The sequence below is a fragment of the Pseudomonas sp. CIP-10 genome, from assembly GCF_020911845.1.
Classification (GTDB): Bacteria; Pseudomonadota; Gammaproteobacteria; order Pseudomonadales; family Pseudomonadaceae; genus Aquipseudomonas; species Aquipseudomonas alloputida.
Genome location: NZ_CP087160.1, coordinates 2,035,128 through 2,056,056, shown reverse-complemented (window position 1 = coordinate 2,056,056; position 20,929 = coordinate 2,035,128). Strand labels below are relative to the sequence as shown.

Annotated in this window: 14 protein-coding genes; 8 read left to right on the top strand and 6 right to left on the bottom strand. The window is 64.4% G+C overall.

Translation table 11 applies throughout. From position 1 onward, the window contains the following. Window positions 1–23: 23 nt before the first annotated feature. A complete protein-coding gene (locus tag LMH93_RS09120) occupies window positions 24–1,514 on the bottom strand; it encodes an NCS1 family nucleobase:cation symporter-1 (protein ID WP_047604814.1) in 1,491 nt (496 codons plus the stop codon). 345 nt (window positions 1,515–1,859) lie between these two features. Between LMH93_RS09120 and hydA the strand changes: the two genes are divergently transcribed. The 3 genes from hydA to preA all read left to right on the top strand — a co-directional run bounded on the left by hydA (window position 1,860) and on the right by preA (window position 6,124). Next, a complete protein-coding gene (gene hydA / locus LMH93_RS09115) occupies window positions 1,860–3,299 on the top strand; it encodes a dihydropyrimidinase (RefSeq protein ID WP_100774386.1) in 1,440 nt (479 codons plus the stop codon). A gap of 182 nt (window positions 3,300–3,481) precedes the next feature. Next, complete coding sequence (locus LMH93_RS09110; RefSeq protein WP_212628391.1) at window positions 3,482–4,849, top strand: NAD(P)-dependent oxidoreductase; 1,368 nt, start codon at window positions 3,482–3,484, stop codon at window positions 4,847–4,849. Next, a complete protein-coding gene (gene preA, locus LMH93_RS09105) occupies window positions 4,850–6,124 on the top strand; it encodes an NAD-dependent dihydropyrimidine dehydrogenase subunit PreA (RefSeq protein WP_108079091.1) in 1,275 nt (424 codons plus the stop codon). Window positions 6,125–6,304: 180 nt separating this feature from the next. Here preA and LMH93_RS09100 read toward each other — a convergent pair whose 3' ends face one another. The 5 genes from LMH93_RS09100 to gnd form a co-directional block, all read right to left on the bottom strand. Then, a complete protein-coding gene (locus tag LMH93_RS09100) occupies window positions 6,305–6,925 on the bottom strand; it encodes a TetR/AcrR family transcriptional regulator (protein ID WP_070096764.1) in 621 nt (206 codons plus the stop codon). Then, window positions 6,925–7,281, bottom strand: a complete 357-nt coding sequence (locus tag LMH93_RS09095) for a VOC family protein (RefSeq protein WP_003251273.1) — start codon at window positions 7,279–7,281, stop codon at window positions 6,925–6,927. The genes LMH93_RS09100 and LMH93_RS09095 overlap by 1 nt, the downstream gene beginning before the upstream one ends. Window positions 7,282–7,347: 66 nt before the next feature. Continuing rightward, complete coding sequence (locus LMH93_RS09090; protein WP_070096757.1) at window positions 7,348–9,144, bottom strand: glycoside hydrolase family 15 protein; 1,797 nt, start codon at window positions 9,142–9,144, stop codon at window positions 7,348–7,350. Window positions 9,145–9,258: 114 nt separating this feature from the next. Continuing rightward, window positions 9,259–10,764 carry a glucose-6-phosphate dehydrogenase gene (gene zwf / locus LMH93_RS09085; protein WP_012051802.1) on the bottom strand — a complete coding sequence of 502 codons (1,506 nt, stop codon included), beginning with the start codon at window positions 10,762–10,764 and terminating at the stop codon, window positions 9,259–9,261. After that, window positions 10,761–11,744, bottom strand: a complete 984-nt coding sequence (gene gnd / locus LMH93_RS09080) for a phosphogluconate dehydrogenase (NAD(+)-dependent, decarboxylating) (RefSeq protein WP_003251278.1) — start codon at window positions 11,742–11,744, stop codon at window positions 10,761–10,763. The genes zwf and gnd overlap by 4 nt, the downstream gene beginning before the upstream one ends. A gap of 202 nt (window positions 11,745–11,946) precedes the next feature. Between gnd and LMH93_RS09075 the strand changes: the two genes are divergently transcribed. The 5 genes from LMH93_RS09075 to LMH93_RS09055 all read left to right on the top strand — a co-directional run bounded on the left by LMH93_RS09075 (window position 11,947) and on the right by LMH93_RS09055 (window position 20,916). Beyond that, a complete protein-coding gene (locus LMH93_RS09075) occupies window positions 11,947–12,114 on the top strand; it encodes a DUF6026 family protein (protein ID WP_003251280.1) in 168 nt (55 codons plus the stop codon). A 648-nt stretch (window positions 12,115–12,762) separates the two neighbouring features. Continuing rightward, a complete protein-coding gene (glgA, locus tag LMH93_RS09070; protein WP_003251283.1) occupies window positions 12,763–14,322 on the top strand; it encodes a glycogen synthase GlgA in 1,560 nt (519 codons plus the stop codon). Between the two features lie 14 nt (window positions 14,323–14,336). Further along, window positions 14,337–16,079, top strand: a complete 1,743-nt coding sequence (gene treZ, locus LMH93_RS09065) for a malto-oligosyltrehalose trehalohydrolase (RefSeq protein ID WP_100774393.1) — start codon at window positions 14,337–14,339, stop codon at window positions 16,077–16,079. After that, window positions 16,076–18,145 carry a 4-alpha-glucanotransferase gene (gene malQ, locus LMH93_RS09060; protein WP_230065027.1) on the top strand — a complete coding sequence of 690 codons (2,070 nt, stop codon included), beginning with the start codon at window positions 16,076–16,078 and terminating at the stop codon, window positions 18,143–18,145. The genes treZ and malQ overlap by 4 nt, the downstream gene beginning before the upstream one ends. Then, window positions 18,142–20,916, top strand: coding sequence for a malto-oligosyltrehalose synthase (locus tag LMH93_RS09055; protein ID WP_230065026.1), 2,775 nt, complete (start codon window positions 18,142–18,144; stop codon window positions 20,914–20,916). The genes malQ and LMH93_RS09055 overlap by 4 nt, the downstream gene beginning before the upstream one ends. Window positions 20,917–20,929: the final 13 nt, after the last annotated feature.

Genomic DNA, 20,929 nt, shown 5'->3' with positions numbered 1-20,929 from the left:
TTTGTACGGGCCTCTTCGAGGCCTTAAGGCAAGGGTTTGACCAACCGCACCGGGTTGCGTGCCGCCAAACCGCCAAGCGCGGCGTACAGTGCACCGCCCAGCAACGAGCCGGTGAACCAGCCATAGTCGTAGAACCAGCTGAAACTGCTGTTGCCAATCGCCATTACCGTCAGCCCTACTGGCAAGGCGAAGGCGGCAAAACCGGCCCAGTTCCACGCGGGATACACGTCGTCGCGGTATAGCCCGGCCAGGTCCAGCTTCTGCCGCCGGATCAGGAAGTAGTCCACCACCATGATGCCGGCAATGGGCCCCAACAAGCTGGAATAGCCCAGCAGCCAGTTGGAATACACGCTCTCCAGGCTAAGGTCGGAGACAATCAGGCCCAGTTTCTTCAGCAGTTCATGCCCCATCAGCGCCAGGCCGATAAAGCCGGTCAGCCATACCGCGCGGCTTCGGCCGATCAGGCGTGGGGCAATGTTCTGGAAGTCATTGGTGGGCGACACGATGTTCGCCGCGGTGTTGGTCGACAGCGTGGCAATCACGATCAGCGCCATGGCCAGGGCCACCCAGAACGGGCTTTGAATCTTGCCGATCAGGGTGACCGGGTCGGACACCGTCTCGCCCACCAGCGACGCTGAAGCGGCGGTCAGCACCACACCCAGCGCAGCAAACAGGAACATGGTCAGCGGCAGGCCGAAGATCTGCCCGAGAATCTGGTCCTTCTGGCTGCGGGCGTAGCGGCTGAAGTCGGGAATGTTCAGCGACAGTGTGGCCCAGAAGCCGACCATGGCCGTAAGCCCGGCGCAGAAGTAACTGACCACGCTCGCCCCTTCTGGGCGCTTGGGCGGCTGTGCCAACAGTTCGGTCATCGACATGTGCGGCAAGGCCCAGAACAGCAGACCGACGCCCACCGCCACCAGCAGCGGTGCCGACAGCGTTTCCAGCCACTTGATCGACTCGGCGCCGCGCAGCACCACCCACAGGTTCAGGCACCAGAAGATCATGAAGCCAATCACCTCGCCTGTCCCGCCCAGCGCCTTCCAACCGTCGAACACCGACCCCAGGAACAGGTGAATGGCCAGCCCGCCGAACATGGTCTGAATACCGAACCACCCACAGGCAACCACCGCGCGGATCAGGCACGGTACGTTGGAGCCAAGAATGCCGAACGACGAACGCAGCAGCACCGGAAACGGGATGCCGTACTTGGTACCGGGAAAGGCATTGAGGGTAAGCGGTATCAGCACGATAACGTTGGCCAGCAGGATCGCCAGCAGCGCTTCGCCAACACTGAGGCCGAAGTAGGCGGTAAGGACACCGCCGAGGGTGTAGGTGGGTACGCAGATGGACATCCCCACCCACAGGGCGGTGATGTGCCATTTGTTCCAGGTGCGCTGGTGCACCTTGGTCGGTGCTATGTCGGGGTTGTAGCGCGGGCTGTCGAGAACATCGCTGCCCTCGGACAGCTCGAACAGGCCATCTTGCTCGACCACTTCCGATCTGCTCTGTTGCATAGGCCCTTCTCCAGTTTTTTCTTCTATTTTTTCGCTCATCAGGCTGATTCGATGACCGGAGTTCGCACGCGGAATTGTGCTTAGAAATCTCGACCAGATTTTCATCTTGTCAAGTTAGTCAAATACCCTGAAAACCCCGTCACCCATTCGCGCGTTAATTTTTTCCTATTGATATCAACAACTTAAAAACCACAAATTTAATGGGAAAATTTTCTTGCTGAATCCAGAATCAGCATCTAGCCTCGAATCTTGTCAGGCCTGACAGGATTGACCGCCCTGCCCGCCCTGGCATCCATGACAATGCAAAGAACCGGCCAAGACCGGTCAGCCTGCGAGGAAAACGGCATGTCCCTGTTGATCCGTGGCGCCACCGTGGTTACCCACGAAGAGCGTTACCCCGCCGATGTCCTGTGTGCCGATGGCCTGATCCGTGCCATCGGGCAAAACCTCGAACCGCCCACCGACTGCGAGATCCTCGACGGCAGCGGCCAGTACCTGATGCCCGGCGGCATCGACCCACACACCCACATGCAGTTGCCGTTCATGGGCACGGTGGCCAGCGAGGACTTCTTCAGCGGCACCGCTGCAGGCCTGGCTGGCGGCACCACCTCGATCATCGACTTCGTCATTCCCAACCCGCAGCAGTCGTTGCTGGAGGCCTTCCACACCTGGCGTGGCTGGGCGCAGAAAAGCGCCAGCGACTATGGCTTCCACGTCGCCATCACCTGGTGGAGCGAGCAGGTGGCCGAAGAGATGGGCGAGCTGGTGGCCAAGCACGGGGTGAACAGCTTCAAGCATTTCATGGCCTACAAAAATGCAATCATGGCCGCCGACGATACCCTGGTGGCCAGCTTCGAGCGTTGCCTGCAACTGGGTGCGGTGCCCACCGTGCATGCCGAAAACGGCGAGCTGGTGTACCACCTGCAGAAAAAACTGCTCGCCCAGGGCATGACCGGGCCGGAAGCCCACCCGCTGTCGCGCCCCTCGCAGGTTGAAGGTGAAGCGGCCAGCCGCGCCATCCGCATTGCCGAAACCCTCGGCACACCGTTGTACCTGGTGCACATTTCCAGCCGCGAGGCACTGGATGAAATCACCTATGCCCGGGGCAAGGGCCAGCCGGTGTATGGCGAGGTGCTGCCCGGGCACCTGCTGCTGGACGACAGTGTCTACCGTGACCCGGACTGGGCCACCGCCGCCGGTTATGTGATGAGCCCGCCGTTCCGCCCACGCGAGCACCAGGAGGCGCTGTGGCGCGGCTTGCAGTCAGGCAACCTGCACACCACTGCCACCGACCACTGCTGCTTCTGCGCCGAGCAGAAAGCCATGGGCCGCGACGACTTCAGCCGCATCCCCAACGGCACCGCCGGCATCGAAGACCGCATGGCAGTACTGTGGGATGCCGGGGTCAACAGCGGGCGTCTGTCGATGCACGAATTCGTCGCGCTGACCTCTACCAACACGGCGAAAATCTTCAACCTGTTCCCGCGCAAGGGCGCTATCCGCGTGGGTGCCGATGCCGACCTGGTGCTGTGGGACCCGCAGGGCACCCGCACCATCTCCGCCAAAACCCACCACCAGCAGGTGGACTTCAACATCTTCGAAGGCCGCACCGTGCGCGGCATCCCAAGCCACGCCATCAGCCAGGGCAAGGTGCTCTGGGCCGATGGCGACCTGCGCGCCGAGCCGGGCGCGGGGCGGTATGTGGAACGGCCGGCGTACCCGTCGGTGTATGAGGTGCTGGGGCGCCGGGCCGAGCATCAGCGGCCGATGCCTGTTCAGCGCTGAAGCCATTGGGGCTGCTGTGCAGCCCATCGCGACGCAAGGCCGCTCCCACAGGGATCGCGCCAGCTTTTAGAAATTGAGCAAGACAGTTGCTCCCACAAGGACCGCGATCGCCTGTGGGAGCGGCCCCAGAATCGACCGCAATACCTGTCGCCTGCACCAAAAAAAATAGAGAGGCTACAACCGTGACCAACGCCCTGACCCATTTGCCGCGCCCCCGGGCCGGCGCCGACCAGTTGGCCGAGCGCTTCAGCGACCTGGCCCCACCCCTCACCGCGCGCCAGGCCGCCCTGGAAAGTGCACGCTGCCTGTACTGCTACGACGCCCCCTGCGTCAACGCTTGCCCCAGCGAGATCGACATCCCCTCGTTCATACATCGCATCAGTGACGAAAACCTGCAAGGCGCCGCCGAGCGCATTCTTTCGGCCAACATCCTTGGCGGTAGTTGCGCCCGCGTGTGCCCCACCGAAATCCTCTGCCAGCAAGCCTGCGTGCGCAACAACGCCCAGGAATGCGCGCCGGTGCTGATCGGCCAGTTGCAGCGTTACGCCCTGGACAACGCCCAGTTCAGCGCACACCCATTCAAGCGCTCGGCAGCCACCGGCAAGCGTATCGCCGTGGTCGGCGCCGGCCCGGCTGGGCTGTCCTGCGCCCACCGCCTGGCCATGCACGGCCATGACGTGGTGGTTTTCGAGGCCTGCGACAAGGCCGGTGGCCTCAACGAGTACGGCATCGCCCGCTACAAGCTGGTAGACGACTATGCCCAACGTGAAGTGGATTTCTTGTTGGGCATTGGCGGTATCGAAGTCCGCCATGGCCAGCGCCTGGGTGGCAACCTAAGCCTGGGCGAACTGCGCGATCAGTACGACGCGGTGTTCCTGGGCCTCGGCCTGAATGCCGTGCGCCAGCTAGGGCTGCCCGACGAGGAAGCACCCGGCGTGCTCGCCGCCACCGAGTACATCCGTGAGCTACGCCAGGCCGATGACCTGAGCCAGCTACCGTTGGCCGACCGCTGCCTGGTGATCGGTGCTGGCAACACAGCCATCGACATGGCTGTGCAGATGAGCCGTCTGGGGGCCCGCGACGTCAACCTGGTGTACCGCCGTGGCCACGCCGACATGGGCGCTACCGGGCACGAGCAGGACATTGCCAAAGCCAACCAGGTGCGCCTGCACACTTGGGCCCGCCCTGATGCCGTGCTGCTGGATGACGCCGGCAGGGTCCGCGGCATGCGCTTTGCCCGCACCGAGCTGGCGGAAGGCCGCCTGCGCGATACCGGCGAAACCTTCGAGCTGGCTGCGGACGCCATTTTCAAGGCCATTGGCCAACGCTTTGACGATGCCAGCCTCGGCGACCCGGTGGCTGCGCAACTGGCCCGCGAGGGTGAGCGCATCCGCGTGGACGAAAACCTGCAGACCAGCCTGCCGGGCGTGTACGCAGGCGGCGACTGCACCGCGCTGGGGCAGGACCTTACCGTGCAGGCCGTGCAACACGGCAAGCTGGCCGCTGAAGCCATCCATGCCCAACTCATGCTCAACGTGGAGGCAGCGTAAATGGCCGACTTGTCTATCGTATTTGCCGGCATCAAGGCACCCAACCCCTTCTGGCTGGCCTCAGCACCGCCAACCGACAAGGCCTACAACGTGGTCCGCGCCTTCGAGGCCGGCTGGGGCGGCGTGGTCTGGAAGACCCTGGGCGAAGACCCTGCGGCGGTCAACGTGTCGTCGCGCTACTCGGCGCACTATGGCCCCAACCGTCAGGTACAGGGGATCAACAATATCGAGTTGATCACCGACCGCTCACTGGACATCAACCTGCGTGAAATTACCCAGGTGAAGAAGGACTGGCCCGACCGCGCATTGATCGTCTCGCTGATGGTGCCGTGCATAGAGGAGTCGTGGAAGTTCATCCTGCCGCTGGTGGAAGCCACCGGTGCCGATGGCATCGAGCTGAACTTCGGTTGCCCGCACGGTATGCCGGAACGCGGCATGGGGGCGGCCGTCGGCCAGGTGCCGGAATATGTGGAAATGGTCACCCGCTGGTGCAAGACGTACTGCGCGCTGCCGGTGATCGTGAAGCTTACGCCGAACATCACCGATATCCGCCAGTCGGCCCGTGCCGCGCACCGAGGCGGGGCCGATGCGGTGTCGTTGATCAACACCATCAACTCGATCACCAGCGTCGACCTGGACCGCATGGTGGCCCACCCGATTGTCGGGGACCAGAGTACCCATGGCGGTTACTGCGGTTCGGCAGTGAAGCCGATCGCCTTGAACATGGTGGCGGAAATCGCCCGCGACCCGGAAACGCGGGGCTTGCCGATTTGTGGCATTGGCGGCATCGGCAACTGGCGTGACGCCGCCGAGTTCATGGCCCTGGGCAGTGGCGCCGTGCAGGTGTGCACGGCGGCGATGCTGCATGGCTTCCGTATCGTCGAGGACATGCAGGACGGCCTGGCACGCTGGATGGACCAGCATGGGCATTCCACTGTCGAAGCGTTCCGCGGGCAGGCGGTGGGGCATACCACCGACTGGAAATACCTGGACATCAACTACAAGTCGGTCGCGCACATTGACCAGGAGGCGTGCATTGGCTGCGGGCGCTGCCACATTGCGTGCGAGGATACCTCGCACCAGGCGATTGCCAGCACGCTGAAGGCTGACGGCACGCATGCCTACAGTGTGATCGAAGAGGAATGCGTAGGCTGCAACCTGTGCCAGATCACCTGCCCGGTGGAAAACTGCATCGAAATGGAGGCGCAGGACACCGGCAAGCCGTACCTGAACTGGACGCAGGATCCGCGTAACCCCTACCGTGAGGCCAGTTGAAGCGGGTCACCGCCTGAACAGCTGACGCGGCCCCTGTGGGAGCGGCCTTGTGTCGCGATTGGGCCGCACAGCGGCCCCAGCAGTCTTTGCCGCGATACAGACATCGAGGGGCCGCTTCGCGGCCCAATCGCGACACAAGGCCGCTCCCACAAAAAGACCACGTCCACCTGGAATGCCGGATCACGGCTCCAGCCCTATTCCCCGCAAGATCACGCTGGTCACCGTCTGCACCGCATTCTCGAAGGCCATGTCAGACAGCGCCTCGCCGCCGTTGAGCAACTGCACCTGGTAACCAAAGTCAGCATAGTGCTGGGTAGACGCCCAGATCATGTACAGCAACGCCGAAGGCTCTACCGGCAGAATACGCCCCTCTTCCACCCAGCAGCGGATCTTGGCTTCTTTCATCTTCGCCCAGGGCACCAGGCTTTCGTCGAGGTTCACCCCCAGCACCGGCGCCCCGTGCAGCATCTCTTCGGCCCAGATTTTCGAGCCCAGCGGCCGCGAGCGCGAATGGCCCATCTTTGCCCGGATGTAGCTGGTCAGCACCACACGCGGGTCGTCGAAGTTCTCGAAGCACAGGGCGTCCTGCTTCCACACATCCAGCAGGTCCTGCAGCACCGCGCGGAACAGCTCGTCCTTGGTGCTGAAGTAATAATGCAGGTTGGAGCGTGGCAACGCCGCCTGTTCGGCGATATCCCCCATGGAGGTGGCGCCGTAGCCCTTCTCGGCAAACACCTTTTCCGCCGCTTGCAGGATTTTTTCGATATTGCGTCGGCGGATTTCGATCTTGTGATTGGCCATCAGGCTTGGGCCGTCCACACCGCCAGCTCATAACCGTCCGGGTCGATGAAATGAAAGCGCCGCCCGCCGGGGAAGGCAAAGGTCGCCCGGCTGATTTTCGCCCCAGCAGCTTCGATCCGCTGCTGCGTGGCCTCCAGGTCGTCAGCGTACAGGATGACCAGCGGCCCGCCCGGGCGCACCGGCTCACCCGTGGTGAAGCCACCCGTCAACCGGCCATCGCTGAACTCGGTGTAGGTCGGCCCGTAGTCGGTGAACGCCCAGCCGAATACACTGCCATAGAAGGCCTTGCTCCGTGAGATGTCGCTGACATTGAACTCGATGTTGTCGATCTGCCGGTCAGTACCGCGAATGCCCATGTATGCTCCGTGCCGAAAGGGTTTGGCCTAGTCTACTCCGGTCAAGGCAGTCGCCCTACTCATTCGCTACCCACAACGCGCCCGGTCGCGCGCCGGGCACTGTGCGCGGTGCAGATTCAGCGCAGTGTTGATGATGCCTATCTGGCTGAAGGCCTGGGGGAAATTGCCGAGCATGCGCTGGCTGGCCGAGTCGTACTGTTCGGCCAGCAGGCCGAGGTCGTTGCACAGGCCGGTCAGGTGTTGGTACAGCGCTTCGGCTTTGGCCTGGCGCCCCAGCAATACATAAACGTCAGCCAGCCAGAACGAACACACCAGGAAGGTGCCCTCTCCCGGCGTCAGGCCGTCGCTGCAGCTGTCACTGTCATAGCGCAGCAACAGGCCGTTCTTCATCAGACGCTGTTCGATCTGTTCCAGGGTGCGCATGAAGCGTGGGTCATCCGCCGGCAGGAAGCCGGTCAGGGCGATCTGCAACAGGCTGGCGTCCATTTCGGTCGAACCATAGGCCTGGACGAAGAACCGGCCGCTGGGGTCCAGGCCGTGCTCGCACACGTCGCGGTGAATTTCGTCCGCCACCTGGCGATAATGCTGCCCGCGCTCGCGGCCTTCTTCTGTGGTGTCGGCCAGCCCTGCGGCGCGGTCGAAGGCGACCCAGGCCATCACCTTGGAGTGCACGAACTGCTGCCGGCCGCCACGCACTTCCCAGATGCCCTCGTCCGGCTCGCGCCAGATGCGTTCGACATAAGGCAATATCAGGCGCGAAATGGCGGCGCTGCGCGGGTGACGGGGCAACCCGCCCCTGATCGCCTGAGTCATCGCATCGGCCAGTTCGCCATAGATGTCCAGTTGTGTCTGCGCCGAGGCGGCGTTGCCCACCCGCACCGGCTGTGAATGTTCATAACCGGCCAACCACGGCAAGGTGTACTCCTGCAGGTCACGCTCGCCAGCCAGGCCATACATGATCTGCATCTGCTCAGGGTTGCCGGCCACCGAGCGCAGCAGCCACTCGCGCCAGGCCTGGGCCTCGTCGAAGTAGCCAAGGTTCATGAAGGCCAGCAGGGTCATGGTCGCGTCGCGCAGCCAACAGAAGCGGTAGTCCCAATTGCGCTCGCCCCCCACACGCTCAGGCAACGAAGTGGTGACGGCAGCGACAATACCGCCGGTGGGGGCGTAGGTCATGGCCTTGAGGGTGAGCAGCGAACGACGCACCAGGGCGGTATATGGCCCTACCTGCGGGCAGCGGTCGGCGAAGGCTTGCCATTGCTCGCAGGTGTTTGCCAGGGCATGGTCGATGTTGCAGTCAGGCTGCACCGGCAAGTGCGAGGGCTGGTGACGCAGGCTGAAGACCTGGCGCTGGCCCGTGCTGACGCGAAAGCGGCAGCCGGTATGATGGTCGCGGGCTTGCGGGGGCACGGTGCTGCACAGGATCAACCGGTCAGGGCCGGCGACGGCACTGAGGGTCAGTGGGTCGAGCCGTTCCACCCAGGGCACGCTGCGGCCGTAGTCGAAGCGCATGACCAGGTCCATTTCGAAATGGGTTTCGCCAGACAAGCCTTCGACGATGCGCACCACCGAATTGACTTCGCCCAGGGGCATGAAGTCGAGCACCCGGGCACGACCGCTGGCGGTGACCCAGGTGGTTTCCAGCACCAGGGTGTCGCCCAGGTATTGGCGGCTGCTGTGCGTTACCGGGTCGCAAGGGGCCAGGCGCCAGCGGCCATTTTCTTCGTTGCCCAGCAGGGCCGCGAACACGGCGGGGGCGTCGAAGCGTGGCAGGCACAGCCAGTCCAGCGCGCCATCGCGACTGACCAGCGCCGCACTGCGGCAGTTGCCCAGCAGGGCGTAGTCTTCGATGTGGGCAGGCATTGAGTCTCCTTTGTGTGGTTGCCTGTGCTGCCCGCTTCGCAGGTGCCTGAGGGAATGGAATGCCCTGCAGGCGCGGGCTTGCCCGCGAAAGGGCCGGCACAGGCTTGAAACCTCTCACCCCAACCGGTGCCACTCCCGCTTGTCGCGGGTCAGCAATTCATTGCCGGCCTCAGGCCCATCTTCGCCAGCCGAGTACTCATGCACTTCGCCGCCCTGGGCCCAGGCATCGAGAAACGGCTGCACCGCTCGCCAGCCGTTTTCGATGTTGTCAGCCCGCTGGAACAGGGTCTGGTCACCGGTCAGACAGTCATAGATCAGCGTCTCGTAGCCAGTGGCCGGGGTCATCTTGAAGAAGTCCTTGTAGGCAAAACCCAACTCGACATTCTCCATCACCAGCTCTGGCCCGGGCCGTTTGGCTTGCAGGTCGAACCACATGCCTTCATTGGGCTGGATCTGGATTTTCAAGTAGTTGGGCTTGGGCCGTTCCAGTTCCGACTCACGAAACTGCGCATACGGTGCGGGCTTGAAGCAGATGGCAATCTCGGTGTCACGCACACTCATGCGCTTGCCGGTGCGCAGGTAGAACGGCACGCCGGCCCAGCGCCAGTTGTCGATCATCACCTTCAGCGCCACGTAGGTCTCGGTCTGGCTATCCGGCGCGACGTTGGCCTCCTGACGGTAGCCTGGCAACGGCTTGCGCCCCTGCTTGCCAGCGCTGTACTGGCCTCGCACGGAGTTCTTCAGGGCCATTTTTGCCGACCATGGGCGAATAGCACCGACCACCTTGGCCTTTTCACCGCGCACCGCATCGGCGCCGAACGCGGCCGGCGGCTCCATGGCCACCATCGCCAGCAACTGGAACAGGTGGTTGGGCACCATGTCGCGCAGGGCGCCGGTGCTGTCATAGAACGCACCACGGGTCTCGACACCGACGGTTTCCGCTGCGGTGATCTGCACGTGGTCGATGTAGTGGTTGTTCCAGAACGATTCGAACAAGCCGTTGGAAAAGCGGCTGACCAGAATATTCTGCACCGTCTCTTTGCCCAGGTAATGGTCGATGCGGTAGATCTGCCGCTCGCCCATCACCTTTAGCAGGCAGGCGTTGAGCGCCTCGGCGCTGGCCAGATCGGTGCCGAACGGTTTTTCAACCACCACCCGGCGAAAGCCGCCGGCAGACTCGTCCAGCAGGCCGGCCTGCCCCAGGCGCTGCGCCACCTCGGGGAAGAAGCGCGGCGACGTGGCCAGATAGAAAATGGCATTGCCGTGGCGGGTCTTGTCGATGCGCCTGGCCAGGGCCTGGTAGGTGGCCGGATCGAGAAAGTCGCCCGTCTGATAATCCAGGCGCTTGGCCAGGCGGGCCCATAGTTTCTCGTCCAGGCACTTGGCGCTGCCCTCGCTTCCTTTGTCACGCTCGACCATGAACGCGTGCAGGCGCGCGGCGAAATCCTCGGCGCTGGCCGGGTTATGGTCGACGCCGACGATGCGCAGGTTACGGTCCAGCAAACCGTCGCGGCTGAGGTTGTACAGCGCGGGCATCAGCAGGCGCTTGACCAGGTCGCCATTGGCGCCGAACAGGAACAGGGTACAAGGGGGGGCGGCCGCAAGGGTCTGTTTAGTCATTCGCCTTTCTTCTCGACGTGGCCACCGAAGCCCAGGCGCATGGCCGAGAGGATCTTGTCACCGTAGGTGCCCTGTTGCTGGCGCGAACGGAAGCGCGCGAACAGTGCGCTGGACAACACCGGCACCGGCACCGCCTGCTCGACGGCGGCGTCGATGGTCCAGCGGCCTTCGCCACTGTCGGACACCGAGCCACTGAATTGCGACAGCTGAGGGTCGGCCACCAGTGCATCGGCGGTGAGGTCGAGCAGCCACGAGGTCACCACGCTGCCGCGTCGCCACACTTCGGCAATTTCGGCCACGTTCAGGTCGAAGCGCTGGTCTTCGGGCAGCTCGTTGCCGCCTTTGCTGCGCAGCAGGTCGAAGCCTTCGGCATAGGCCTGCATCAGGCCGTACTCGATGCCGTTATGCACCATTTTCACGTAGTGCCCGGCGCCCGGTGGGCCGGCATGGATGTAGCCGTGCTCGGCACGCTGGTGCTCGCCGCTGCGGCCATGGGTACGCGGGATGTCGCCCACGCCCGGCGCCAGCGCCTTGAACAGCGGTTCCAGGCGCTCGAACACGTCCTTTTCGCCACCGATCATCATGCAGTAGCCGCGGTCCAGGCCCCACACGCCGCCGGAAGTCCCGACGTCCAGATAATGCAGGCCGCGCTTGGCCAGTTCGGCGGCGCGGCGCATGTCGTCCTTGTAGAAGGTGTTGCCACCGTCGATGATCGCATCGCCCGGTTCCAGTAATTCGGCCAGCTGGGCGATGGTCTGCTCGGTGGCGTCGCCAGCCGGCAGCATCACCCAGACCGCGCGCGGCGCTTTCAGCTTTTGCACCAGTGCACCGAGGTCATGCGCGCCCTGGGCGCCTTCGCCCTCCAGGCCGGTGATGGCTTCACGGTTGCGGTCGTGCACCACGGTGCGGTGACCGGCGCGCATCAGGCGCCTTGCGATATTGCCGCCCATACGGCCCAGCCCGATGATTCCCAGTTGCATGAGCCAATGCTCCCTTTTCGAAATGGATGACGACAGTCCAGCTTTTCAGATTAGTCCAGCATGCCGCCCGAGGGTTCAGCGACGAACGGCAAGACCACAATAAACAAAAAAGTTCCCAAGCCCGGTGAAAGAATTCAGAATGCGCCCCGCGTGAAGCGTCTACGCTTTGACTTGTCACCAGCCAAAACCGCGAGGTGTGCTCATGGGTACATTGATGCCAGCAACCCCACCCCAGACCCTCTATGTCTCCGTGCGCCGTGATGAGCTGCGTAAACTTAAAGACGAACGTGACCAGCTGCGTCAGCAGGTTGCCCAGTTGAACCTGCTGTTGGCGCAACAGCGCGCTGGCGATAAAGCGGTCAGCCTCTGATCGATTCCTTTTTCGCCTGTGGGGGCTGCATGGCTCCCACCCGATCCTGAATCCAGTCACCGTCTTTGAACCCTATCTGGCAACCGAAGCGGCTTTGTGCCCAAAAAGGGCCGGCACTGAAGCAGAATCCTGCGCCCATACCCGCCTCTTCGCAGCCTAAAGCCACGCTTACGCCTACGCACCCAAACGGTGCATTGCGCGTAACGAGCCACAATTTGGCGCAGCTCGAAACCCCTCTGCCCCACACTCGCCCACCCCTTTTCGCAACCCGTCACAAACGCCAACGTTTGCGTCTATTGCGCACATAACAATAGTGACCAGTGGGTCACCTTTTTAGCACTTTCTCTCCTACACTCAGTTTTCGGCCCGCCATTTGCTCAATGGAAGAGTGACCCCAAAAAAGTCGAACTTTCAGGAAACCCGGCAGGTCATGAACATAAGTAGGCCAGACGCATTGGGCTATTCCCGATCCTCGGCCCACACACCCCAACCAGTCCAAGCGCTTTCGGCCGGAATGCTGATCGCGTAGTGCCTGCGCGCACGACCCTGGGGCATGGAACGCACTAAGCAGATTCAAACTAGAGAGAACCAGCACGAAACATCGCCACGGGTGCCAGCACCCGACCAAGCATAGGGACGGAGAGAAGTATGATCAGTGCCGCTGTCGAGCCTCACGTAGACGCTTTCAAACCGGATAACCGCGAGCCGCTCACCCCGGACTTCGCCACGACAGGCAAGGCACCCGGCGCCCAGCGCCAGCAAAACCCGAACATGCGCAAGATTCTGTTCGTGACCTCGGAAATCGCTGATCTGGTGAAAACCGGCGGCCTGGGTGACGTGTCCGCTGCCCTGCCCCGTGCCCTGGCGCACCTGCACGATGTGCGGGTACTTATCCCCGGCTACCGCCAGGTGATGGAAAGCGACAACCCTATACATATCGTGGGTGAACTGGGTGGTCACGCGGCCCTGCCGCCCTGCAAGATCGGGCGCATGGACATGGCCGACGGCCTGGTCATCTATGTGTTGATCTGCCCCGAACTGTACCAGCGCGACGGCACACCCTATGGTGCCAACAATGGCCGCGACTGGCCCGACAACCACATCCGCTTCGCCCGCCTGGGCCTGGCTGCCGCCGAAATCGCTGCCGGCGAAGGCAAGATCCACTGGACGCCGGAAGTGGTGCACGCGCATGACTGGCCCGCCGGCCTGGCCCCCGCCTACATGCACTGGCGCGGCCTGAATACGCCCACGCTGTTCACCATCCACAACCTGGCTTACCAAGGTGTGTACAGCCGCGGTTGCAGCCCGGAGCTGGCGATACCCGAACATGCCATGCAGCAAGAAGGCATGGAGTTCTACGGCAAGCTGTCGTTCCTCAAGGCCGGCCTGGCCTACTCTAGCCACATCACCACAGTCAGCGCCACCTATGCCCGGGAAATCACCACCCCGGAATTCGGCTGCGGCCTGGACGGTTTCCTCGCCAGCAAGGCCCAGCAAGGCCTGCTCGGTGGCATCCCCAACGGCATCGACGAAAGCTGGGACTCGGCTACCGACAAGCACCTGCAACATAACTTCAGCATCAATGACTGGGAGGGCAAAGCGCGTAACACCCAGGAGGTGCGCGAGCTGTTCGGCCTGGAAGATTCCGAAGGCCCACTATTCGCCGTGGTGTCCCGGCTGGTCTATCAAAAGGGCCTGGACCTGACCCTGGGCGTGGCCGACTACATCGTCGAGCAAGGCGGGCAGATCGCGATCATCGGCCGCGGCGAGCCGGAAGAAGAGCAGGCCATGCGCGAGCTGGCGCTGCGTCACCCGGGCCGCATCGGTGTGCGTATTGGTTTCAATGAAACCGATGCCCGGCGCATGTTCGCCGGCAGCGATTTCCTGCTGATGCCGTCTCGGTATGAGCCGTGCGGCCTTAGCCAGATGTACGCGCAACGCTTCGGCTCGCTGCCGGTAGCACGCAATACCGGTGGCCTGGCCGACACCATCGAGTGCGGCGTGACGGGCTTCCTGTTCAACGAGTCCACCGTCGAGAGCTACCGCGAGGCACTCAGCCGCGCCTTCTATGTTTACGGCAAGAAGGACCTGCTGAACGCCATGCGCTGCCTGTCGATGACCCAGCCGTTCAACTGGTGCCAGGCGGTTGAACCCTATGCCCGCCTGTACGAGGACCTGGTCAAGCAGACACAACTGAGCCACTACTGAGCGGGGGTCAGAAGATGCACAGACATGGCGCACACTTGCTGGACGCCACGTCGGCGCGCTTCGCCCTCTGGGCGCCGGATGCGCGCAGCGTGAGCGTGGAACTGGAGCAGCAGCCGGCCATCGAACTGCTGCCGGATGATGAGGGTTGGTACAGCGGCGTAGTGCCATGCAAGGCCGGTGACCGTTACCACTACCGTATCGACGGCGAGCTGCAGGTGGCCGACCCAGCCTCGCGCTACCAGCCCGACGGCGTACAGGGGCCAAGCCAGGTAGTGGATGTGGCCGGTTATGCCTGGCAGCACCCGTGGCAGGGCCGGCCTTGGCATGAGGCCGTGATCCAGGAGGTGCATGTCGGCCTGCTCGGGGGGTATGCCGGGGTTGCCCGGCAACTGCCGCGCCTGGCCGAACTGGGCATCAGCGCGATCGAATTGATGCCGCTGGGGCAGTTCCCCGGCGAACGCAACTGGGGCTACGACGGCGTACTGCCTTACGCCCCACAGAACACCTACGGCAGCCCCGAGCAGCTGTGCGCACTGATCGATCAGGCCCACGGCCACGGGCTGATGGTGCTGGTCGATGTGGTGTACAACCACTTCGGACCTGACGGCAATTACCTGCACCAGTACGCCAGCCCGTTCTTCCGTGAAGACCGGCAGACACCGTGGGGCGCGGCCATCGATTTTCGCCGCCCGCAGGTGCGCGAGTACTTTATCCAGAATGCCCTGATGTGGCTGTGCGACTACCGCTGCGACGGCCTGCGCCTGGATGCCGTGCATGCCATCGACCAGCCCGATTTCCTGATCGAGTTGGCCCAACGGGTACGCGCCGCCGTAGAACCGGGCCGGCACGTGTGGCTGGTGCTGGAGAACGAGCACAACCAGGCAGGCCTGCTGGAACAGGGTTACGATGCCCAGTGGAACGACGACGGCCACAATGCCCTGCACGTGCTGCTGACTGGTGAAACCGAAGGTTACTACGCCGACTACCAGCATCGCCCCATCGACCAACTGGCCCGGTGCCTTGGCGAAGGTTTCGTGTTCCAGGGCCAGGCCAACCGGCATGGCAAACCACGCGGCGAACCCAGCGGGCATTTGCCGCCCAGTGCCTTCGTGTTGTTCCTGCAGAACCACGACCAGGTCGGCAACCGCGCGCTGGGTGAGCGCCTGACCCGCCTATGCCCCGCGCCAGCTTTGCGTGCAGCCACCGGCCTGTTGCTGCTGGCCCCCATGATTCCGCTGCTGTTCATGGGCGACGAAGCCGGCAGCTGCCAGCCGTTCCTGTTTTTTACCGACTTCCATGACGCGTTGGCCGACGCCGTCCGCGAAGGCCGTCGTGGCGAGTTCGCCCACTTCGCCGCGTTCGCCGACCCCGAGCAGCGTGAGCACATTCCCGACCCCAACGCCGAACAGACGTTCGCGTCCTCACGCCCGCAGAACAAAGCGGTGATCGCCGGCTGGCACGGCCTTTACCAGCAACTGCTCGACCTGCGCCGCCGCCACATCATCCCGCACTTGCCCGGCAGCCGTGCGCTGGGCGCCGAGGTGCACGCTGACAAAGCGCTGACCGCGCGCTGGCAGCTGGGCAACGGCAACACTCTGCGCATCGACCTGAACCTGGCCGACACCCCGCAGGCGGTCGAACTGCCCGCGCCATCCACACGGCTGTTCGACAGCAGCGACACCCGCCACCCGGATACCCACCTGGCTGCCTACAGCTGCGTGGTCAGCCTGCTTCCCCCTGCCCAGGAGCGCCCATGAGCGAAACCGCCCTGCACCGTCTGGCAACCAGCGTCGGGCTGAACCGCGACTGGATTGACGCCAATGCCAGGCCCCAGCGTGTCAGCGACGACGTGCTGCGCAACGTCCTCGAAGGCCTTGGCCACCCGGCCGGCGATGACGCGGCCGTTGCCGCCAGCCTGCGTGCGGTGGAAACCGCCGAAGACAGCGAACACCTGCCGCCTTTGCTGACCGCCGACCTAGGCCAGCCGCTAGCGCTGGCGCGCTACTTCAGTGCCGCCAGCGTGGCCCACTGCACCCTGGAAGATCACACCTCGGTCACCCTCAGCCTCGATGACCAGGCGCGCCTGCCCGGCGAGCTGCCCATCGGCTATCACCAGGTGGAAATCGACAGCCGCCGCTTCACCGTTGCGGTGGCGCCAACACGCTGCCACAGCCTGGAAGACAAGGTGCAACAGCCGCCACCACGCTACTGGGGCCTGGCAGTGCAGCTGTACAGCCTGCGCCGCCCCGGCGATGGTGGCTTCGGCGACTGCCTGGCGCTGGAGCAGTTGGCCCGCTCGGCCGCCGAGCGCGGCGCCGATGCCTTGGCTATCAGCCCGATTCACGCCCTGTCGGCCATCGACCAGGAACACTACAGCCCCTACTCACCTTCCAGTCGCCTGCTGCTCAACACCCTGTACACCAGCCCCGCAGCCCTGCTGGGTGAACGGGAGGTGCGCATGGCCATCGAAGCCTGCGGGCTGGAGCAACAACTCGAAGAGCTGGAGCAGCGCCCTCTGGTCGACTGGCCACGCGCCGCCAGCGCCCGGCTGCGTTTGCTTGAAGCGCTTTATCAAGGCTTCAGCCAAGGCGACCACCCACTACGCACTGATTTTGACAGCTTCCGCGAAGCCGGCGGCCAGACGCTGGAGCACCACTGCCGCTTCGAGGTGCTGCAGGCCCAGGCGGTGGAGCACGGCCTCGGTGCCGACTGGCGCAACTGGCCCAAAGCCTGGCATGACCCCTACCACCCGGAAGTGGAGGCTTTAGCCAATGCCTACCCGGCCAAGGTCGAGTTCCACGCGTTCTGCCAGTGGCTGACCGAACGTGGCCTGCAACGTGCCCACGAAGCGGCCCGCAGCAATGGCATGGCCGTGGGCCTGATCGCCGACCTGGCGGTGGGCGCCGACGGTGCCGGCAGCCAGGCCTGGAGCCGCCAGGACGAACTGCTGGCCGGCCTGAGCGTGGGTGCGCCGCCCGACATCCTCAACCAAGTCGGGCAAGACTGGGGCATTTGCGCCTTCTCGCCCGAAGGCCTCAAGCGCAATGGCTATCGCGCCTTCATCGAGATGCTGCGGGCCAACCTCGCCCACGCTGGCGGCCTGCGCATCGACCATGTGATGGGCCTGCGCCGGCTATGGCTGATCCCACAGGGGGCCAAACCCAGCGAAGGCGCCTACCTCGACTACCCGTTAGACGACCTGTTGCGCCTGCTGGCGCTGGAGTCGGTGCGTCACCAGGCGATCATCCTCGGCGAAGACCTGGGCACCGTGCCCGACAGCCTGCGTGAAAAGCTGGCCGAGAAGGCGGTGCTGGGCATGCGCGTGCTGCCGTTCGAGCAGACCCAGCCGGGCCAGTTCAAGCCTATTCTCGACTGGCCAGACAACGCCCTGGCCACAACCGGCACCCACGACCTGGCGCCACTGGCCGGCTGGCTGGCAAGCCGCGACATCGACTGGAGACACCGCTTGCAACTGATTGATGCTGCTGCCGAATTGCACTGGCGACACGAGCGTCAGAAAGAACGCGACGGCCTGCGCCGCATCCTGGAGGCCAACTACGGCGAACTGAAGGACAACGACGCGCTGATCGATGCGGCCATCCGCTTCGTTGGCCATACCCGTGCGCCGCTGGTGCTGGTACCGCTGGAAGACCTGCTGGGCTGCGACGAGCAACCCAACCTGCCGGGCACCACCAATGGCCATCCCAACTGGCGGCGGCGCTTTACCCTTCCAGTACGCGAACTGCTCGACGATGAGGACGCCGCACGGCGCCTGGAGCTGCTGGCCCAGGCCCGCGAACAGGCGTGGGAGCGTGACCGATGAAGCCACTGACCGCGACCCTGCGCCTGCAATTTCACAGCGACTTCACCCTCGATCACGCTGTACCGCTGGTGCCGTATTTCGCCCAGCTGGGCATCAGCCACCTGTATGCCTCGCCCATCCTCAAGGCCCGCGCTGGCTCGCGCCATGGCTACGACGTGGTCGATCCTACCTGCGTCAACCCGGAGCTGGGCGGCGAGGCCGCGCTGGAGCGCCTGGTCGCCGCCCTGCGCCAGCATGGCATGGGGCTGATCCTCGACACGGTGTCCAACCACATGGCCGTGGGCGGTGCCGACAACCCCTGGTGGCAAAGCCTGCTGGCCTGGGGACGGCGCAGCCCGTATGCAGCGTTCTTCGACATCCAGTGGCACTCCAGCGACCCACTGCTGGCCGGGCAACTGCTGTTGCCGTTCCTCGGCAGCGACTACGGCGTGGCGCTCAAGAAGGGTGAGATACCGCTGCAGTTCGACAAACAGCAGGGGCTGCTGCAAGTGGCCCATTACGCGCATCGTTTCCCGATCTGCCCGGTCGATTACGGTTGGATTCTCGCGCTCAGCCCAGAGCCTGCGCTAAAGGCTCTGGCCGAACGCTTCACTGCTTTGGGCGACTCGGCCACCCCGCTGGCCGATAGCCTGCCGCTACAAGCCGAACTGGCACGCCTGGTGCGCGAAGGTGCCGACCTCGAATCGGCCCTGGTGGCCTTCGACAGCCGCAGCGAGGCCGGTTTCAAGCGCCTGCACCTGCTGCTGGAGCGCCAGACCTACCGCCTGGCCAGCTGGCGCACCGCCGCCGACGACATCAACTGGCGGCGCTTCTTCGACATCAACGAGCTGGGCGGCCTGCGCGTGGAGCGCGCCGTGGTGTTCGAAGCCACCCATGCCAAGCTGTTCGAACTGATCGAACGTGGCCTGGTGGACGGCCTGCGCATCGACCATATCGACGGCCTTGCCGACCCGCGTGGCTATTGCCGCAAACTGCGCCGGCGGGTTGATGGCCTGCTGGCGCGGCGGCCGCTGAATGCAGGGCTGGAGCACTTCCCCCTGTACGTGGAAAAGATCCTGGGTGCCGACGAGCACCTGCACCGCGACTGGCTTACCGACGGCACCACCGGCTACGAGTTCATGAACCAGGTGTCGCTGCTGCAGCATGATCCGGCCGGCGAAGCGCCGCTGAGCGAACTGTGGAGCAACGTCAGCGAGCGCCCGGCGTTCACCGAAGAAGTGCGCCAGGCCCGTCACCTGGTGCTCAACGCCAGCCTGGCCGGTGACTGCGAGTCGGTGGCCCAGGCACTGTTGCAGGTGGCGCGCAACGACCTGATGACCCGTGACCTGACCCTGGGCGCGATTCGCCGGGCCTTGCAGGCGTTGGTGGCGCATTACCCGGTTTACCGAACCTACTTCAATGCCTGCGGGCGCCCGGCGCAGGACGAAGCGTTCTTCCAGCAGGCCCTGACCAACGCCCGGCAAGACCTTGCCGAAGCTGACTGGCCGCTACTGGACCAACTTGAACGGTGGCTGGGCGGGCAAGCCTGGCGGCACCTGCCACCCGGGCGCGCCCGCAAGCAACTGCGCCACGCCTGCGTGCGCTTCCAGCAGCTCACTGCCCCCAGCGCCGCCAAAGCCGTGGAAGACACCGCCTTTTATCGCAGCGCGCGGCTGCTGTCGCGCAACGACGTGGGTTTCGACGCCGAGCGCTTCAGCGCCGCACCCATGCATTTCCACAACGAGGCCCAGCGGCGCCTGCGCGATTTCCCCGACAACCTGCTGACCACCGCCACCCACGACCACAAGCGCGGCGAAGACACGCGTGCACGCCTGGCCGTACTCAGCGAGCGCGGCACGTGGCTGGCCAGCCGGGTGGAGCACTGGCGTGAGCTGGCCGCCCCCCTGCGCGCGCAGTTGGACGACGGGCTGGCACCCAGCCCCGGCGACGAGTTGATGCTGCTACAAACCCTGCTCGGCAGTTGGCCCTTGGACCTCGACCTGAACGACGACAATGCCCTGCGCCAATACGCCGAGCGTGTTCGCCAGTGGCAGCAGAAGGCCCTGCGCGAGGGCAAGCTGCGCAGTAGCTGGAGCGCACCGAACGAGGCCTACGAAGGCGCCTGTGCTCATTACCTCGACGGCCTGCTGCTGGACAGCGAGAACCAGCAACTGCGCAAGTCGCTGGCCGACGCGGCGCAGCTGCTGGCCTGCCCCGGCGCACTCAATGGCTTGGTCCAGGCCCTGTTGCGCATGACCACACCCGGTGTGCCCGACCTCTACCAGGGCAACGAATACTGGGACTTCAGCCAGGTCGACCCGGACAACCGCCGCGCCGTGGACTACGCGTCGAGGCGTCGCACGCTGGACGACGCCACGCCGGCAGCCGAGCTGCTGGCGCACTGGCGCGACGGCCGCGTCAAACAGGCCTTGATCGCCCGGGTGCTGGACTGCCGCCAGGCCCACGCCGAGCTGTTCCGCCGCGGTGCCTACCTGCCACTGACCGTACAGGGCCGGCACGCTGACAAGGTCATTGCCTTTGCTCGCCTGGGGGAAGGCGAGCACGCCATCGTCGTCGCCCCGCGCCTGGCCAGCAGCCTGCTCGGAGGTGCCGCTACACCGTTGATCCCGGCGCAGAACTGGGACGACACCCGGCTGGTATTGCCGTTTGCCTTGTCACCTGCCAACTCGACGGGACTTTTCGCCTGTGCGGCGGTCAGCTCTTCAAAGGAGTTGCCGTTGAGCGCCGTGCTGGCGGAGTTTCCGGTCAACGTGTTGATACAACAATCTTGAGCATCAGGAGCGT

Excerpts from the sequence above, each read along its gene's own strand:
- LMH93_RS09120 (WP_047604814.1), bottom strand. The coding sequence starts at position 1,514 with ATGCAACAGAGCAGATCGGAAGTGGTCGAGCAAGATGGCCTGTTCGAG.
- hydA (WP_100774386.1), top strand. The coding sequence starts at position 1,860 with ATGTCCCTGTTGATCCGTGGCGCCACCGTGGTTACCCACGAAGAGCGT.
- preA (WP_108079091.1), top strand. The coding sequence starts at position 4,850 with ATGGCCGACTTGTCTATCGTATTTGCCGGCATCAAGGCACCCAACCCC.
- LMH93_RS09100 (WP_070096764.1), bottom strand. The coding sequence starts at position 6,925 with ATGGCCAATCACAAGATCGAAATCCGCCGACGCAATATCGAAAAAATC.
- LMH93_RS09095 (WP_003251273.1), bottom strand. The coding sequence starts at position 7,281 with ATGGGCATTCGCGGTACTGACCGGCAGATCGACAACATCGAGTTCAAT.
- LMH93_RS09090 (WP_070096757.1), bottom strand. The coding sequence starts at position 9,144 with ATGCCTGCCCACATCGAAGACTACGCCCTGCTGGGCAACTGCCGCAGT.
- zwf (WP_012051802.1), bottom strand. The coding sequence starts at position 10,764 with ATGACTAAACAGACCCTTGCGGCCGCCCCCCCTTGTACCCTGTTCCTG.
- gnd (WP_003251278.1), bottom strand. The coding sequence starts at position 11,744 with ATGCAACTGGGAATCATCGGGCTGGGCCGTATGGGCGGCAATATCGCA.
- LMH93_RS09075 (WP_003251280.1), top strand. The coding sequence starts at position 11,947 with ATGGGTACATTGATGCCAGCAACCCCACCCCAGACCCTCTATGTCTCC.
- glgA (WP_003251283.1), top strand. The coding sequence starts at position 12,763 with ATGATCAGTGCCGCTGTCGAGCCTCACGTAGACGCTTTCAAACCGGAT.
- treZ (WP_100774393.1), top strand. The coding sequence starts at position 14,337 with ATGCACAGACATGGCGCACACTTGCTGGACGCCACGTCGGCGCGCTTC.
- malQ (WP_230065027.1), top strand. The coding sequence starts at position 16,076 with ATGAGCGAAACCGCCCTGCACCGTCTGGCAACCAGCGTCGGGCTGAAC.
- LMH93_RS09055 (WP_230065026.1), top strand. The coding sequence starts at position 18,142 with ATGAAGCCACTGACCGCGACCCTGCGCCTGCAATTTCACAGCGACTTC.